This is a genomic window from uncultured Negativicoccus sp., from assembly GCF_902480485.1.
GTDB lineage: Bacteria > Bacillota > Negativicutes > Veillonellales > Negativicoccaceae > Negativicoccus > Negativicoccus succinicivorans.
The window spans coordinates 1-17596 of sequence record NZ_CABSTC010000027.1 but is presented as its reverse complement, the minus strand read 5'-3'; the positions used below and the strand labels follow the sequence as shown (position 1 = coordinate 17596).

The following is a 17596-nucleotide window of genomic DNA, read 5'->3' as shown; positions in this document are numbered from 1 at the left end:
GGACTTCCTCTCCTGGGTGATCACCTCCGACACCGGCAAGAAGGCCATCTCTCAGTGCCGTCTTCCAAACGATTTCGCCCTGCAAATAGCGAACTAAGTCACGCAATGAAGTGACTGCATAAACTTCAATGCCGTTACACAAAAGAGCTTCCTGCACATTTTGCGGTGCGACAAAAAAACGTTTCTTGCCGGCTTCTTTGGCGGCAATGACCATAGGCAGGACACCGTTAACGGGGCGCACCGTTCCGTCCAATGCCAGTTCGCCGATACCGACCGCATCTTCCAAACTCTCTCGTTGCAACGTTCCACCGGCTGCGAGTATCCCTATCGCAATCGCCAAATCCAGTCCTGCGCCTTCTTTTTTCAAATCGGCCGGAGCTAAATTCACTGTAATCTTACGCAATGGAAACTCCAGCCCGGAGTTTTTCAGGGCAGGCCGCACTCTTTCTTTGGATTCCCTGACGGCCTGCGTCGGCAAGCCGACAATATCATATGCAGGCAAACCGTTAGCTAAATCCACTTCGACTAAAATCAAATGACCGCTTAATCCGAACGTAGTAGCTCCAAATACTCGTGCAAACATATTCTCCTCCTAAAACGCATTTTTCAGCTGATTTAGTTGATAGGTTCCGTTGGCGTGTATTTGAATTTCCACAACGTCAAAGCGGCACGGTATCTCTTTTGACAGTTGAACTAAATAGGCCATCGCAGTTTTGCGTAACATGTTTTGTTTAAAGGGTGTGACGGCTTCGCGCGGCAGACCGAAACGTGCGGTAGATCGGGTTTTAACTTCGACGAACACAATTGTGTCGCCGTCGCTTGCGATGATATCGATTTCACCTTTACCGCTGCGAAAATTACGTGCTTGAATGCAGTACCCCTGCGTTTCCAAATATGAGGCGGCAAGCGCTTCCCCTTCCGCCCCTAAATCATTATGTCGACTCACGCAAACCTCTTCTTTCAATGTATTGCGTATCCATTAGAATGCATTCATCATGCTTTTAATCGGTTCAAAACTTTTGCGATGAACCGGTGAGGGACCGTATTTTTTCAACATATGTAAATGATATTCCGTAAGATAGCCTTTATGAGTAGCAAAGCCGTATTGTGGATATTGTATATCCAATTCTTCCATTAAATGGTCACGACTGACTTTCGCTAAAATAGAGGCCGCCGCAATGGAAGCGCTTTGCGAGTCGCCCCGAATAATCGCCTGCACCGGTATCGGTAAGGTAACCGGCATGGCATCCGCCAGCAACACTTGTGCTGCCGGTTGTAATGACATAGTCGCCGCCTGCATACCGTCAAGTACCGCCTGATAAATGTTGACGGAATCAATGACTTCGACAGGAATATGCAAAATCTTATAGGCAATAGCAGTTTCAGTAATTTCTTTGAACAATTTTTCCCGCGTCACTGCCGAAAGCTTTTTAGAATCGTTGAGTCCGTCCAGCATGGCATGTGGCGGCAAAATAACTGCAGCCACCGTCACCGGACCGGCTACCGGTCCACGTCCCGCTTCATCGGTGCCGGCAATATTCAGTTTGCCCTGGGCATACCAATGCTCCTCATATCGATAGAGAGCTCGTAAACGCTCGTGTTCCTGCCGCACCTTGTCCTGGCGACGCGCGTATTGCTGCAAAGCCTGCCGGACGCCCAGGCGACCATCCAAACTCCAGCGCAATAACTCTTCAGGAGTGGGTACTTCTGCCAAACGTGAACGGATCATGGCAATCGTTTCTTTTTTCTCCTCAGCCATTTTGACTTGCCTCGGCAGGCGGGGTCTCTAAACTGATTTTACCCAGCCGTAATTGGCGAAAATCCCCTAAAACGAATTGGCGTGCCTTATGGTAGTCATATTCACCTTTGGGTAGCAATGCGCCTCGTTTTTTAGCGATTTCCGTTAACCATTCATCAGGTGTCCCCGATCCCGTTTGAATTCCATAACGTTCCGTAAGCGTCCCCGGATAATTTTCATTGATATAAGCCAGCAGATTTCTGACTACATCTTCCGCATCAAACACTTCATCGGTGATGGCGCCGGTGGCGGCCAGTTTTTGACCCACCACAGGATCTTCAAACTTCGGCCATAACACACCCGGTGTATCCATCAATTCAACGCCATCCGCCAACTTTACCCACTGTTGGCCGCGCGTTTTACCGGGGCGATTGGCCGTATGCGCGATATAACTTTTCGCCAGCGTATTAATAAGCGTCGATTTACCGACGTTGGGAATCCCTAAAATCATCGTACGCACGGAACGCGCTCGAATACCTCGACGCTTCCAGCGCTCAAGTAATGGTGCCGCCGCTTGCCGAATTTCCTGAATCAGTCGCTTACGACTGGACTTAGACGTGCTGTCTATGAGTAACGTCGTAATCCCCCGATTGGCAAAATATTGTTGCCATTGTGCAGAAATTTTGGGATCTGCTAAATCAGCTTTGTTTAATAATAAAATCCGCGGTTTTGCCTGGATCAGTTCACGCAGCAACGGATTTTCACTCGAAGCGGGCACACGTGCATCTCTCAGTTCCACGACGACATCGATGGCTTTTAGCTGCTCTTTAATCAGACGTTGCGCTTTAGCCATGTGCCCGGGAAACCATTGGATAAGCATGATGCACCTCCTTTATTCATATCCTATGATAAGTAAACAATCAACAATGCCTCTTCTTATTTTATTATATAAAAAAAGGACTGTATATACAGTCCTTTTTACTTACTCTTAGCGACGTTCACGAATACGAGCCGCTTTACCGGTCAAACGACGCAGGTAGTACAGTTTTGCACGACGTACGACGCCGCGGTTTTTGACTTCGATTTTGGCCACACGCGGGGAATGTACAAGGAATGTACGTTCTACACCGACGCCGGACGCAATACGGCGTACTGTGAAAGTTTCACGGACACCGCCATTTTTGCGCGCCAAGACAACGCCTTCAAAAATCTGAATACGTTCACGATTACCTTCGACGACTTTGGCGTGGACGCGAACCGTATCGCCGGCACGGAATTCCGGAATGTCCGAGCGCAACTGTTCTTGTTCCAATTGTTGAATGATGTTCATATCGTTCTCCTCCTACCGGACATTCTTGCCCACCACCTGGTGAACAGAGGACTATCCAAAATAACAGTGGTATTGTATCATATCAACCTTAATAAAGCAAGCTATTCTACTAATTTTTTAATATCGAACCATGTCGTAAGCAAATCGGCAATATTTTGCAAAATCAGTAAACGATTTTGGCGAACTCTTTCACTATCCGCCATGACAATGACATGATCAAAAAATTCATTAATCGGTGCAACTAACGATTGTAATTCCCGATACACGACAGCATAATCCTGTTTCGCATAAGCGGCTTCAATTTTGGGGGCTACCGCTTTATACGCAGCATACAATTTTCGCTCTTCATCATTTTCAAAAAGTTCCGATTGAACTTCTCCCTGCTGCGGTTCTTTTGCCAAATTCACGACACGGCGAAACGCTTGGCGAAGTTCCATATCTTTGACAAATCCGGTGTCTGCCAACGCGTGCGCTTTGCCATAGACACTGTAAATATCAGTATCATCCCCTGCAAGAACGGCATCGATTTGATCGTACGACAAGCCCTCATCGCTCAAAATTGTTTGCAGTCGTTGCATTATAAAAGCAACCACTTGTTCCTGCACATCTGCCGGCACGTCACCGAGTGTTTTGGCAACGGCAGCAACCATTTTACGTAAACACCAGTGAGTTTTACTTTGGACGGCGATTTGCACAATCCCAATCGCCTGCCGGCGCAACGCAAACGGATCCTGTGAGCCGGTCGGTGCGTGTCCCTGGCTGAATGTCGCGACGATATTATCCAATTTATCGGCAAGGCTCAACACTTCACCCAGCTTGGTAGAGGGCAAGATGTCGCCTGCAAATCGCGGTAAGTATTGTTCAAAGATTGCTTGCGCCGCTTCTTTCGGTTCACCGTCCAGCAGAGCGTATTCTTTACCGATTTCCCCTTGCAATTCCGTGAACTCCGTGACAAGTGCTGTCGCCAAATCGGTTTTGGCGAGATGTGTCGCACGTTGTAACAATTCTTTTTCTTCCTGTGTCAGCTCATACGCTTCAGCAAATACTTGCGTAATTTTTTGCAAGCGCTCTGTTTTATCTTGCATGGTCCCGAGATTTTCCTGATAAACGATACGTTGCAATGCATCATATCGCGCAGCCAAACTCTTTTTACGGTCCTCATTAAAGAAGAATTCTGCATCCGCCAAACGAGCGCGCAAAACTCTTTCATTACCCGCCTGCACAGTAGCTAAATGTTCATCGGAACCGTTACGTACTGTCAAAAACAGTGGTAAGAGTCGGCCTTCTCGATCACGCAGCGGAAAATAGCGTTGATGATCTTTCATCGGTGTAACCACTGCCGCTTCCGGCAGCTCCAAATAGCGCTCTTCAAAATGACCGCAAAGCGGTGTCGGATATTCGACGAGGAACACGATTTCCGTTAACAGATCTTCATCTTCCACCACAGTCGCATGCTGCTCTTCAGCAAGCTTTTGCAAACCTTGAGTAATCATCTGACGACGTTCGGCAGGATCGACGATAACATACTGCTCGCGCAATACCTGATCATAATCGCTTGCTTGGGGAACTACGACATTTTCTTCCCCCAGGAAACGATGCCCGCGAGTGGTATTTCCAGAGGCCACGCCCGCGAGTGTAAAAGGAATCACTTCTGCATTAAAAAGTGCCACAAGCCAACGAATCGGACGTACAAAACGGAAACTTTCGTTCCCCCACTTCATGCTCTTGGGAAATTGTAGCGATTGAATCAATTCCGGTAACAAGTTCGCCAAAATGATCTGCGCCGTTTGACCTTCTTTTTTGATATGCGCATACACGTAGTTGTCTCTTTCGATCAGTTCAGAAGGATCGATGCCTTGACCGCGAGCAAATCCCTGTGCAGCTTTGGTCGGGTTGTGATTTTCATCAAACGCGATGGCTACCGACGGCCCACGATTTTCTTCGACCATGTCCGGCTGACGATCTGCTAAATCCTCAACAATGAGTGCCAGACGTCGCGGCGTTCCGACCGTTTTTAACGAGGCAAACGATAAGCGAGCATCGGCAAGCATTGTTTCCGCCCGCGTACGCAATTCATCAAGAATACGCGGCATAAATTTCGCCGGAATTTCTTCCGTACCGATTTCGAACAATAAAGTATTATTCATGCCGAGACGCTCCTTTCAACAACGGATATCCCAGTTCTTCACGCTGTACCAGGTAGGCATGCGCACAGAGTCTGGCCAGTTTACGCACGCGTCCGATAAACGCAGTACGTTCACTGATACTGATAGCGCCACGCGCATCCAAAAGGTTGAAAACATGCGAACATTTCAATACGTAATCATACGCCGGCAAAACTTTACCGGCATCAATAATACGTACTGCTTCCGCTTCATATTTATTGAATAAATCAAACAAAAGGTTAATATCTGCCAACTCAAAATTGTAGACAGACTGCTCATATTCATTTTGATGGAAAATATCGCCGTAAGTAACATCGCCGGACCAGACGATATCATACACATTTTCCTTGCCTTGGATATACATGGCAAGACGTTCCAAGCCGTAAGTAATTTCGACGGCAACCGGATTCATATCAACGCTGCCCACTTGTTGGAAATAAGTGAACTGAGTGATTTCCATACCGTCAAGCCACACTTCCCAGCCTAATCCCCATGCGCCTAATGTCGGCGATTCCCAATTATCCTCGACAAAGCGAATGTCGTGCTCGATTGTGCGAATACCGAGTTTTTCCAAACTTTCCAAGTACATTTCCTGGATCCGATCCGGAGACGGCTTCATAATTACCTGAAATTGGTGATGTTGATACAGTCGATTGGGATTATCGCCATAGCGACCATCCGCCGGACGCCGTGACGGCTCAACATACGCTACGTGCCACGGTTCCGGCCCCAATGCCCGCAAAAATGTCGCAGGATTCATCGTACCGGCACCTTTTTCCACATCGTACGGCTGCTGAATCAAACAACCTGCTTCCGACCAATAGCGTTGTAATGTCAAAATCATTTCTTGGAAGGTCATCATTTCCTCCTCTGCTTTGCAAATAAAAAAGTCCCTGTAACAATTGTTACAGGGACGAGTATACCCGCGGTTCCACCCTCATTGGTCATTGACCCACTTAATGATATCGCGGCCTTTACTATCTTACGATTTCCTGCCGCAGCTCCAAAGCGCCTTCCTTTGTGTGGCAAGCTTCCACTATCCTTGCCTCGCTATCGCCAAAGTACTACTCTTTATCATCGCTTGATTACTAAAAATATAGCAAACTCAAATTTTATTGTCAATGCTCTTTTGCGCAAATGTGAAAACATTCGTAAATTGGGTAGCGATCTCCACATAATTCGTCAAATAATATAATAATGCATCCGCCGCTTCCGTTAATCCCTGCCGAGAAAAAAATTGCGGTCCATCCTGCCACGTAGCATGTAAAATGGCAAATAGCGTTTGGCGACCTGTATCGGAAAGCGGCAGAAATTGCTTTTCCTGCAAAACCGTCTGCGGATCATAACCGGCAATACCTAAAAGTTGCCAGGAAGCGATTAAAGTTGCTATTGCCAAATCTTTACGGGAAAGCGCCGTCAGGTACTGCTCCCATAAATGATATACCTGTGCATCCGCTTGTCCCGATGCGAAAAGCTCCTCAGTCATGTGTACCAGAAAATAATAAACTTGCCACATAGGATACGTCCATTGCCACGTATCCGTCAGTGCTCGTCCGTCGGCTTGCAACAACCGATAGCCTTCAGTATCAGCTGCTACGGTACAACGTAAAAAAGCAGCCGGTACCAAGTAGCCGATATAATTGGCCTTGCGTCTTGCTTGTGGTGCGAATACAAAAATTCTGCCCACTTCTTTGGTCAAAAGAGTAAGTTTTTTGCCGGCGGTACCGGCATCCCGTGCTGCCAACACAAACCCTTCATAATTTTGCCAATTATTCGTGTTCGTCATCAACATCAGGCTCCTCGTTGAGCACGCGAGTCACCAAAAGGCGCACAATGCGGAAACCGTTAACTTTAGTGACGCAAAAATCCCAACCGTCAATAACGATATGATCACCGTTGCGCGGAATACGTTCCAATAAGGCAAATACATACCCGCCGATCGTATCCGCTTCCACTTCCGCAAAATCAACATCTAATAATTTTTCTACATCTTCCAAAATAACATTGCCGTCAAATTCAAAGTGATCTTCATCCAACTCAAGAATCGCGGCCAACGATTCGGGTTCATGTTCGTCCTGAATATCACCGACCAGTTCTTCGATAATGTCCTCCAACCCAACCAATCCGACGGTCCCGCCAAATTCATCTACCACCGCCGCAAGATAAATACGCCGGGTACGCATCAATTGCAAGAGATCAAAGATCGGCATAACTTCCGGGATGATGAGAATTTCACTGATAATCTGCTTTAACTGCGGCTTACCGGTAATATACAACTCCATAAAGTTTTTGACGTGGATAAGGCCGATAATATGATCTTTATCACCATCACACAAAGGATATCGTGTGTGGCGTGAAGTGCGAATCGCTTCCCGCATCGTCTCCAAACTGTCTTCATAATAAAGTACCGACATATCAGGACGTGGAATCATTACCTCACGAGCCAAACGGTCCACAAAAGTGAACGCATTTTTGATCAGTTCGCCTTCCCGCTCATCCAATTGGCCGCTCAAATGTCCCTCGTTAAAAAGCAGGCGGATTTCCGCTTCCGTGCGCGGCATTTCCACCTCATTTGTCAGCGTCAGATCATGCGTATGCAAATACATGGTGGCTAAGCGTTCGCCCAGCCATATAATCGGGGCACATATTTGATGTAAAATACGCACGATTCCTGCCGTGCGTGGCAGCCATTTCAATGCATTCTGCAAGGCTACTGCTTTAGGAATCAAATCTGCGACAATCCAAAACAACGTGACGGCAACCAAAAGCACAACCAAAGAAAGTATCCACTCACCCCAGAGCCACTGTATTGTCGGTGGTGTGAGCAGCATCCAACACTGATAAATGCTGTAATAGTAAAGCAGTGTCACAACCAGCAAAACCCATTGAATAGTCCCTAAATACCGATTCGGTGAAGCATAGAAACTCGATATGCGTGACCAGTTCGGCTCTTCTTCCTCCGCTGCAAGTTCTTGCACATATTCACGACGCAAACGGATAAAAGAATATTTCGCAATGACTAAAATAGTTGCCATCATCAAAAAAAGAACTGCCAATATCGACCAAAACGCTCCCCAAGGCGTGAGGAGATGAGCAATGAGCATATTATTATTCATACCCCAATTCTTTTAACATGCGGTCTTTATTACGCCAATCCGGCGCTACTTTTACCCATAAATCCAAGTAAACCGACCCGTTCATTAATTTTTCAATATCTGCTCGGCTTTCTGCTCCGATAGCTCGCAAAAGCGCACCGTTTTTACCGATAATGATCCGTTTTTGTGAGTCGCGTTCTACATAAATAACCGCACGCACATACCATTTACCGTTTTTCCTTTGCGCGATTTCTTCCATTTCCACACCGATCGCATGAGGCACCTCATCCCGTGTCATATGCAGAATTTTTTCTCGAATCAGTTCCGCCATAATATTGCGTTCCGGTCGATCGGTAACCATATCTTCCGGATAATATTGCGGTCCCTCAGGCAAATGATCACGAAGTACATCTAACAATGTGTCGACTTGATAGCCGTCACGCGCCGAAATCGGCACGATTTCAGTAAAGTTAAATTTTTGCCGATAGCCGTCAATTAAAGGCAATAATTTTTCCGGCGTAATCTGATCGATTTTGTTGATCGCTAAATACACAGGAATCGTAAGCGTTTGCAACCGATCTAAAATATACTGCGTCCCCGGTCCGAAGCGCTCGTCAGCCGCCACCATAAAGAGAACCGCATCCACTTCATTCAGTGCATCCAATGCCTCTTTACGCATTTTTTCACCTAATTTATGACGCGGTTTATGAATCCCCGGTGTATCGACAAATACCATTTGAAAATCAGGTTGGGTGTAAACCCCCATAATTTTATCGCGTGTAGTCTGCGCTTTATCCGAAACGATAGAAATCTTTTGCTGCAAAATACGGTTGAGCAAAGTGGATTTCCCGACATTGGGCCGTCCGATTAAAGCGATAAAACCGGAGCGAAATACGTCACTCATTCCAATTGTTCCTTTCCAAAAGCATACGGTAACAAATCTTCTAAAGCAAACTCTTTAAACGCCTGTGATGTTCCCGTGATGAGGCGTGGAATGCCGAATTCCGCCATTACCTGCCGGCAGGCACCGCACGGCATTAGATCCTGTTTCTGCGGACTAAAAAGCGCCAGCGTAACGAATGTCCGCTCGCCCTGCGAAACGGCAGCCATAATCGCATTACGCTCGGCGCATTGCGTCAATCCGTAAGAACTGTTTTCGACGTTACAGCCGGTAAAAACCGCACCGGTTTTCGTCAGCAGTGCAGCGCCGACGGGGAAGTGCGAATACGGCGCATAAGCGTTCTCTGCCGCCTCTTTTGCCGCCTGCAAAAGGTCCTGATCACACGTCATGAATATCCTCCCGCGTAATACCGAGCGCACGCAAAACTTCCTCTTCTGCGACCCGCATTTCTTTTTTATCTTCCGGTTTCTCGTGGTCATAGCCCATAATATGCATCAGACCGTGAATCGCCAAGTACGCCAACTCTCTGGTTTCGCTATGCCCATATTCCTGTGCCTGTGATAAAACCCGATCGACGGAAATGACGATGTCCCCCAATAACATTTCTTCGTCAGACGAATCTTCTTCTCCTTCATTCAAGGCAAACGAAAGCACGTCGGTGGGCCGATCAATGTTTCGATATTCGCGATTTAACATCTGCAGATACTCATCATCACCCAACGTCACGCCGAGTTCCGCTTCCGGTGGGATCTCCTGACATTCGGCTCCTTTACTCAATGTGGTTTCGATAATCTTCGGCCATTCCGAGTATTTCCGTGCCAATTCTTCATTTAAAAAATTAATGATGACTTTCAATTATTTGACATCCCCCTGTTTGGCATACGCATCAATAATTCGTGCCACCAAATCGTTGCGAACAACATCGGCGGCAGTAAAATCCACACGCGCAATCCCGCGCAAATTCTCGACGATTGACACTGCCTGCTCCAGACCGCTTTTTTGTCGAGACGGCAAATCGATCTGTGTCACGTCACCGTTAATGACCATTTTGGAATGATTGCCCAAACGCGTTAAAAACATTTTCATTTGTTCCGGTGTCGTATTTTGTGCTTCATCTAAGATTACGAAGCAATCTTCCAGTGTACGACCGCGCATGTATGCCAAGGGAGCCACTTCAATCGCTCCTTTGGTTTGCAACTGCATATATACATCTCCACCGAATAAATCCCCCAAGGCATCATATAGAGGGCGCAGATAGGGATCCACTTTTTCATTCATGTCCCCCGGCAAAAAGCCGAGACTTTCACCCGCTTCTACTGCCGGACGCGTTAAAATGATTCGATTGACATTATGGTTGCGAAAATAAAATACCGCTAAGGCAACGGCAAGATAAGTTTTGCCGGTACCCGCCGGACCGATGCCGAATGTAATCGTGTTGTTGCGAATGGCATCCACATACGCTTTTTGTCCGGCCGTACGCGGGCGAATAATTTTACCGCCGCGTGTCACCATTACAGTATCATCATGCAAGTCGCGCAGTTTATGCTCTTCCCCCTGGTCAATCATCTGCAGCACTGTTTCCAATTGCCTTTCCGAAATGGTGTTTCCCGATGACAACGTAGTCAAAACATCTTCGATAACGCGCTGTGCGGATGCCAACGAATCCGGCTCGCCGATCAACCGAATAATGCCGCCACGATCTACCAACTGCGCATCGTAATGTGCTGCAATTTTGGGTAAAATCCACGCGTTTCTTGCGACCAGAAGCTGTTTCTCATGGTCTGCCGTCAGAGTATATGCCGTAGAGCGAATAGGATATCATTCCTTTCCTGTCTGAATAATTGCGAATTATGATAACGTTCTTATCTTTATTTATTATATATTAGTCTTTCGACAGCGTCCAGCGTTGCGCCTTTGACGATCAACAATGGTTGGGTATAATAAAGCAGGAGGAAATTATGAATATTGTCGCTTGTACCTCACCCTTGCAAACAGGAAGAATAGATAATAATCTGCAATGGTTTCGATCGCATCATGATGAAATTATGTCACGGGAACCGGATCTGATTGTAATGGCGCAAAACAGCCTCACAGGATTTGTCTCGGACACCTTGTTGCGTGACACGGATTTTCAATCGAAACTTGACGCGGCACTTTGCGAACTTGCCACATTTTTTTCGGTGCCATTAATCGGTAGTCAGGACCAATGGCTACACGGTCAACGCAAACACCGGCCGTTGTATTTTGAAAACGGCAAGGCAACAGAGCTCGACTTCGCAACCATCTCGTGCGAACGCCAAACGGTGTATATTCGTGCTGACGAAAATGACCCGTTTCCAAACGATTTACCGGTGATCGATCTTTTTAGTCAGCCTGCAACGCTATCCGCGCCCGCATATCATAACAGCATACGTATAGATGCATTGACGGTTGCGGATTGCGGCGGATATTTCGAACCGCATACAGGCTTTTTACATTGCGGCGAAACATGCCACGGTGGCTGGCAGCAAGGAATCTATACAATTACTTTGACGGCGAATGGTTGGCGCACGAGTGCACCGACCACATATGCATGGAAACAAATGGATCTCCTGCGCTGGCAGTTGCAAACCATTTTACAGACACTCTCTTTGCGTGATGTGGTCATCGGCCTTTCCGGCGGCATTGACTCCACGGTCAACGCCCTCCTCTACCAAAGCGTCGTGGAAAAAGACCATATATTGGGCGTTACTATGCCTTCCTCCTACACCTCTTCTGTGACCCGCTCGATTGCGAAACAACTTGCCAAAAATTCCGGCATTTCGTTGCTTACCGTGCCGATTAAAGAATCCGTTGAAGCGACACGCACACAGCTGGAAACGATTGCAAAAGCGACAGGAGTTTCGCTTTCACTCGACGGCTTGCCGTATGAAAATTTGCAAGCGCGCGATCGCACTTCCCGTGTATTAGCTACGATTGCTTCCGCTCGCGGGGCCATCTTCACATGCAATGCCAATAAAACGGAAACCACCGTCGGTTACGGCACAATGTACGGTGATATAGCCGGTGCGTTAGCGGCTACCGCCGACCTTTGGAAACATGAAGTATATGAATTGGCCAAAGATTTGGATGACTTTATGGGTGGAGGTATCATTCCGCGAGAAGTCTTTACGGTCCCCCCCAGTGCAGAGCTTTCTTCTGCGCAGGATGTCACAAAAGGATTTGGCGATCCGCTGATTTATCCTTACCATGACTATCTCTTTGCCAGTTGGATACAAGATACGCCGCTTTCGCTTGCAGAAATTCTTGAATGCTATGAAGAGCACACATTAACGAAACGTCTGGGCGCCACCGTAGAAGTCGAAACGCTTTTTGCCGACGCGGATGCGTTCGTCGCCGACCTGGAGCGCTGGTGGACACTCTACCGCGGCTTAAGCATTGCCAAACGTGTACAGGCACCGCCGATCCTTGCCGCCGGTCCATATCCGTTTGGAAAATATCGTGAAGCGCAAGGAGAACCGCGATATTCTGACCGGTATCTGGCAAAACGAAAAAAACTTTTGAAAAAATAAAAAGAGCCGATCGGCTCTTTTTTTATGCTTCGATTTTTTTCATTGCTTCATCCAACGTATGCCAAGCGAGTACCGCACATTTTACACGCGCCGGTAACTGCGAAACATTTTCCAACACAATCGCCTCTTCCAGCGACTCCCGCTCTTCTTCATTCAACTCTTCCCGTTGGATCAAACGAATGAACCGCTCAATACATGCTTTTGCTTCTTTAACCGACTTCCCGCGCACTACATCACAAAGCATGGAGGCAGATGCCTGACTGATCGCGCAGCCCTGGCCCTCATACGCAATATCTTCAACAATTCCATCGGTAATGATCGCGTTCATGGTTAAGTCATCACCGCAGTTCGGATTATGACCATGCTCCGTTACCGTTGCATTCGTTAACGGGCGATGATTGCGCGGGTCCTGGTTATGTTCCAGAATTAAGTCTGTGTACAATTGCTGGAGATTCATAGTTCCTTCTTCCTATTTAAATCCCATTTGTTTACGTACCAATGGCAATACTTCTAAAAATCGTGCCACTTCCGCTTCCGTATTATAAATATAGAAGCTTGCTCGATTCGTCGCCGGTGCATGCAAATACGCGCCTAGCGGCTGCGCACAATGATGCCCTGAACGAACCGCAATCCCGTAATGATCCAAAATTGTCGCCACATCATGCGGATGCACACCGTCAACTAAAAATGTAATTACGCCGTGCTTTTCCGCGGGATTTGTCGTGCCGATAATCTTTACAAACGGCATCTCGGAAAGACCCGTAAGAGCCATTTCCGTCAGCTTTTTCTCATGCGCAACAATCGCATCCCAACCGATCGCTTCCAAATACTTTATGGCAGCAGCCAGGGATACCGCACCTTCCACATTTTGTGTGCCGGCTTCAAATTTAAAGGGCAAAGTATTGAATGTAGTGGTCTGCTCTTGCACGTATTCAATCATATCGCCACCCAAATTAAATGGTTCCATATCATCAAGCAGCGCTCGTTTTCCGTACAATACACCGATCCCCTGCGAAGCGAGCATCTTATGGCCGGAAAGCACATAGAAATCACAATTCAGAGCCTGCACATCGACTGCAAAATGGGGCGCCGCCTGTGCTCCGTCTAAAACCACAACCGCTCCGACGGCATGCGCACGCTGAATCATCTCTTGCACTGGCACATGCATGCCCAACACATTGCTTGCATGACCGAACGCAACAATTTTTGTCGTTTTATCAATTTTTGCAAAGTCGGACGGATCAAAATGTCCGTCTTCCGTTAAATAAATATATTCCAGTGTCGCTCCGGTCACACGTGCAACTCGCTGCCATGTAACCAAGTTGGCATGGTGTTCGGCGATCGTAATGACGATTTTATCGCCATCCTTGAGATGCGTCTCACCATAACTGCGGGCGATGAGATTCAGGCTTTCCGTCGCATTACGCGTAAAAATAATCTCATCCGAACTTGCGGCATTGATGAAACGAGCCACCACTTCCCGTGCACCGTCATATGCGAAAGATGCGGTTTGCGCTAAACGATGTGCACCGCGATGTGGATTACCATGCTGCGAGAATACGTACTCCTCTACCGCCTCCATGACTTGCCGGGGCCGGTGGGTTGTCGCCGCATTATCAAAATAAATCAGCGGCTCCTCTCCCACTTTGGTTTGTAAAATAGGAAAATCCTTACGTATGTTTTCCAGATCCATCATATCGCTTCCATCTTTGTCTCTACTGCGGTAAGTACCGCTTCACGCAAATCATCGGCAATAATTTTATCAATGACAGGGCGCAGCATCGCTTCTACCACTAAACGCTTCGCTTCTTCTTGTGAAAAGCCTCGGCTCATTAAGTAGTATAACCGTTCTTTATCCATTTGACCGGCACTGGAGGCATGATTTCCCTGCACATCATCTTCCGTACATAAAAGCAAGGGCAAAGAGATATTTTTCGCCTGTGGACTCAAAAGCACGACATAATCTTCCTCGTTGCCAATCGCTCCCGATGATCCGTGCTTGAAGTCAATACAGCCGCGAAAAACTTTTTTTGCCGCATCTCGTAAGGCTCCATAAGTCGCTAAATGAGATTCGGTTTTCTTCCCGAAATGGTTACGATCGTAATACAAGTCAAGATGCTGCTTTTCGTTGGCTACATAAACGCCTTCTTCGGAAAGCGTCGAAGCCTCACCTAACAAATCCGCATCGCTGTGATAGATAATGCGCTCCGCACCGAATTCGGCACCGATAAATGCCGCTTGCGATGCGGTATTAAGCCGAGTGTAACGATGCTCAATCGCAGTCGTCAGAGGCACGCCTGTATGAACCTTAGTAATTTTTAATACGGCATTGTCACCGACAGAACTTAAAATGGCATAGTTCAATCGTCCGTCATTTTTGCTTTCATTGTCAATGGCAATCTCCAACGCTAATTCGGCATTTGCCCGCACGTCGATGACAACTGCACCCAACCAGTGATTTTGTGTTTCCGTGAATGTAAGGTTCAAACGAAGTTGTTGCTTGGTGTCCTCCGGTACGACAATTTTGAATTGCTGCGCTGCGTCACTCATCGTTTCCGCAAACGTTTCAGGATCCGCACCGCGAAATTGCGGTCGTAAAAACGCAAGAGATGCCGTCGTTATTCCTGTAACGCATTCGACTTGTTCTGGCTGCGACCACACTGCCGTAAGTTGTGAGGCGTCTACATGAGCCGCCACATCCAATTCCGTATAATTGGCTTTCGTCCAGCGATAGGTTGTCATCGGCAGTAAGTTAAATTGTTTTTTCATTTTTCCTCCTACCCGATGGAACCTTCGAATTCCAAACGTATCAAATTATTCATTTCCACTGCATATTCCAACGGCAATTCTTTAGAAATCGGCTCGGCAAAGCCGCGTACCAGCATGGCTTTCGCCTCGTCCTCCGAAAGGCCCCGACTCATCAGATAATAAATAGCTTCATCGCTGATGCGTCCAATCTTAGCCTCGTGTCCCAAATCAACATCGTCGTTTTCAATAGAGATATCCGGTACCGTATCGGAACGTGACTGGTCATCCAGCATCAGCGACTCGCAGCTGACAGAAGATTTAGCCCCTTTAGCCTTCGGTCCGATCCGCAAAAGGCCGCGATAAATCGCTGCACCGCCACTCTTAGATATCGATTTGCTATTGATGTTTGAAGTTGTATTTTTTCCTAAATGAACGACCTTCGAACCTGTGTCTAATGTCTGTCCTTCCCCCGCAAATGTAATGCCGGTAAATTCGCAGACGGAGTTGTCTCCTTTTAAAATCGTCATCGGATACAGCATGGAAACATGCGAACCGAACGATCCGCTAACCCATTCCATACGTGCGTCCTTGCCGATCAACGCACGTTTTGTATTGAGGTTGTACATATTCTTCGACCAATTTTCAATCGTCGAATAGCGTAATTCCGCACCGTCAGCAACAAATAATTCGACACACCCGGCATGCAAATTCGCCACATTGTAGCGAGGCGCTGAACAGCCCTCAATAAAATGGCACTTCGCCCCCGGTTCCAAAATAATCAGCGTATGTTCAAACTGCCCGGCTCCCGGCGCATTCAAACGGAAGTAACTCTGTAAGGGAATCTTGACATCAACTCCTGCCGGCACAAAAACATATGATCCGCCTGACCATACTGCGCCATGCAAAGCGGCAAATTTGTGATCGTTCGGCGGCACCAGCGTCATAAAATGACGGCGCACGATATCTTCATGTTCTTTGAGTGCCGTCTCAAAATCCGTATAAATGACGCCCTGTTTCACCAGATCTTCCTGGATATTGTGGTACACCACCTCAGAGTCATATTGCGCCCCAACACCGGCAAGCGAAGTTTGCTCCGCACGCGGAATACCCAAACGATCAAACGTTTCTTTGATATCCTGCGGCACGTCATCCCAGCTTGCTTTCATATCTGTACGGGGACGCACATATGTCACAATTTCTTCCATATTCAAGCCGGAAATATCCGGCGCCCACGGTGGTACATCCATCTGTTGATAAATCGCAAGCGAGCGCAGACGAAAATCAAGCATCCATTGCGGCTCATCTTTTTGGGCGGAAATTTCACGTACGATGTCCGGCGTTAATCCCGAATCCGTCTTATAGTCATACGAAAAACTGTCGCGTACGTCGTAAACGCCGCGTTCCATGTCGGCAACATATGTTTTTTTGCGTTTTTCTTCAGCCATCATGTCACCTGTTTCGCAAATGATCAAACCCCTGCGCTTCAATCGTATCGATGAGAGACGCATCGCCTTCGGTTACGAAATTTCCGTTCATCATTACATGTACTTTATCGGGGCTGATGTATTTTAACAATTGATTGTGATGTGTGATGATGATAAATGCGTGTTCAGGGCTATGGTAGTCGGCAATTGCCTGGGAGACAATACGGACAGCATCCACATCGAGTCCCGAGTCTGTTTCATCTAAAATAGCCAATTTCGGTTCCAGCATCTTCATCTGTAAGATTTCACTTTTCTTGCGTTCTCCACCTGAAAATCCGTCATTTACGTAACGATCGGCATAGGCGATATCCATATCCAGGGAACGCATTTCCTTGTGGAGCTTGCGCTTGAACGGAAATAATCGTTGCGGTTCACCGGAGACCGTTACTTTCGCCGTACGCAAAAAATTTTCTACCGTAATTCCGGGTACCGCAAGCGGCGACTGGAAAGAAAGAAAAATTCCCGCTTTAGCGCGTTCATCTACGCTATAGTCAGTGATATCTTTTCCTTCAAAATAAATTTTCCCTTGGGTAACTGTATAGGCGGGATTTCCCATAATGGCGTGCATTAAAGTCGATTTTCCG

The 17596-nt window shown here is 47.2% G+C and carries 19 protein-coding genes; 1 reads left to right on the top strand and 18 read right to left on the bottom strand.

From position 1 onward, the window contains the following. The 13 genes from RDN69_RS03340 to RDN69_RS03280 form a co-directional block, all read right to left on the bottom strand. Positions 1-583 (bottom strand): magnesium chelatase domain-containing protein (locus tag RDN69_RS03340; RefSeq protein WP_288218260.1); only part of this gene is annotated, 583 nt, incomplete at its 3' end. Between the two features lie 9 nt (positions 584-592). Beyond that, complete coding sequence (locus RDN69_RS03335) at positions 593-946, bottom strand: YraN family protein (protein ID WP_024048970.1); 354 nt, start codon at positions 944-946, stop codon at positions 593-595. Positions 947-979: 33 nt separating this feature from the next. Next, the gene (locus tag RDN69_RS03330) at positions 980-1759 is read right to left on the bottom strand and encodes a ribonuclease HII (RefSeq protein WP_024048971.1); all 780 of its coding nucleotides are present in this window, start codon (positions 1757-1759) and stop codon (positions 980-982) included. Continuing rightward, complete coding sequence (gene ylqF / locus RDN69_RS03325) at positions 1752-2618, bottom strand: ribosome biogenesis GTPase YlqF (protein WP_024048972.1); 867 nt, start codon at positions 2616-2618, stop codon at positions 1752-1754. Before ylqF ends, RDN69_RS03330 begins: the two co-directional genes overlap by 8 nt. A 108-nt stretch (positions 2619-2726) precedes the next feature. Next, complete coding sequence (gene rplS / locus RDN69_RS03320) at positions 2727-3068, bottom strand: 50S ribosomal protein L19 (RefSeq protein WP_288218259.1); 342 nt, start codon at positions 3066-3068, stop codon at positions 2727-2729. Positions 3069-3169: 101 nt separating this feature from the next. Continuing rightward, positions 3170-5215, bottom strand: a complete 2046-nt coding sequence (glyS, locus tag RDN69_RS03315) for a glycine--tRNA ligase subunit beta (RefSeq protein WP_024048974.1) — start codon at positions 5213-5215, stop codon at positions 3170-3172. Next, positions 5208-6092, bottom strand: coding sequence for a glycine--tRNA ligase subunit alpha (gene glyQ, locus RDN69_RS03310; protein ID WP_034436071.1), 885 nt, complete (start codon positions 6090-6092; stop codon positions 5208-5210). The genes glyS and glyQ overlap by 8 nt, the downstream gene beginning before the upstream one ends. Before the next feature lie 246 nt (positions 6093-6338). Further along, positions 6339-7025: a DNA repair protein RecO gene (locus RDN69_RS03305; RefSeq protein ID WP_288218258.1), complete on the bottom strand. Its 687-nt coding sequence runs from the start codon at positions 7023-7025 to the stop codon at positions 6339-6341. After that, entirely contained in the window at positions 7003-8337 is a 1335-nt protein-coding gene (locus tag RDN69_RS03300) for a hemolysin family protein (protein WP_024048978.1), read from the bottom strand. Before RDN69_RS03300 ends, RDN69_RS03305 begins: the two co-directional genes overlap by 23 nt. 4 nt (positions 8338-8341) lie before the next feature. Further along, positions 8342-9238 (bottom strand): GTPase Era, encoded by an 897-nt coding sequence (gene era / locus RDN69_RS03295; protein ID WP_200841489.1) that lies wholly within the window; start codon positions 9236-9238, stop codon positions 8342-8344. Beyond that, positions 9229-9618 carry a cytidine deaminase gene (locus tag RDN69_RS03290; RefSeq protein WP_024048980.1) on the bottom strand — a complete coding sequence of 130 codons (390 nt, stop codon included), beginning with the start codon at positions 9616-9618 and terminating at the stop codon, positions 9229-9231. The genes era and RDN69_RS03290 overlap by 10 nt, the downstream gene beginning before the upstream one ends. Continuing rightward, entirely contained in the window at positions 9608-10084 is a 477-nt protein-coding gene (gene ybeY, locus RDN69_RS03285) for an rRNA maturation RNase YbeY (protein ID WP_024048981.1), read from the bottom strand. The genes RDN69_RS03290 and ybeY overlap by 11 nt, the downstream gene beginning before the upstream one ends. Further along, positions 10085-10936, bottom strand: coding sequence for a PhoH family protein (locus tag RDN69_RS03280; protein WP_024048982.1), 852 nt, complete (start codon positions 10934-10936; stop codon positions 10085-10087). Positions 10937-11187: 251 nt separating this feature from the next. Here RDN69_RS03280 and nadE point away from each other — a divergent pair, with 251 nt between their 5' ends. After that, a complete protein-coding gene (gene nadE / locus RDN69_RS03275; RefSeq protein ID WP_024048983.1) occupies positions 11188-12780 on the top strand; it encodes an NAD(+) synthase in 1593 nt (530 codons plus the stop codon). A 22-nt stretch (positions 12781-12802) separates the two neighbouring features. Here the strand turns inward: nadE and sufU are convergent, their stop codons facing one another. The 5 genes from sufU to sufC all read right to left on the bottom strand — a co-directional run. After that, on the bottom strand, positions 12803-13237 hold the full coding sequence (sufU, locus tag RDN69_RS03270) for a Fe-S cluster assembly sulfur transfer protein SufU (RefSeq protein ID WP_024048984.1): 435 nt from the start codon (positions 13235-13237) through the stop codon (positions 12803-12805). A 12-nt stretch (positions 13238-13249) separates the two neighbouring features. After that, positions 13250-14476: a cysteine desulfurase gene (locus RDN69_RS03265; RefSeq protein WP_024048985.1), complete on the bottom strand. Its 1227-nt coding sequence runs from the start codon at positions 14474-14476 to the stop codon at positions 13250-13252. Continuing rightward, positions 14473-15549, bottom strand: coding sequence for a SufD family Fe-S cluster assembly protein (locus tag RDN69_RS03260; protein WP_024048986.1), 1077 nt, complete (start codon positions 15547-15549; stop codon positions 14473-14475). The genes RDN69_RS03265 and RDN69_RS03260 overlap by 4 nt, the downstream gene beginning before the upstream one ends. An 8-nt stretch (positions 15550-15557) precedes the next feature. After that, a complete protein-coding gene (gene sufB / locus RDN69_RS03255) occupies positions 15558-16973 on the bottom strand; it encodes a Fe-S cluster assembly protein SufB (protein WP_024048987.1) in 1416 nt (471 codons plus the stop codon). A gap of 4 nt (positions 16974-16977) precedes the next feature. Then, positions 16978-17596, bottom strand: a 619-nt coding sequence (sufC, locus tag RDN69_RS03250; RefSeq protein WP_288218257.1) for a Fe-S cluster assembly ATPase SufC, incomplete at its 5' end; no start/stop codon positions are given.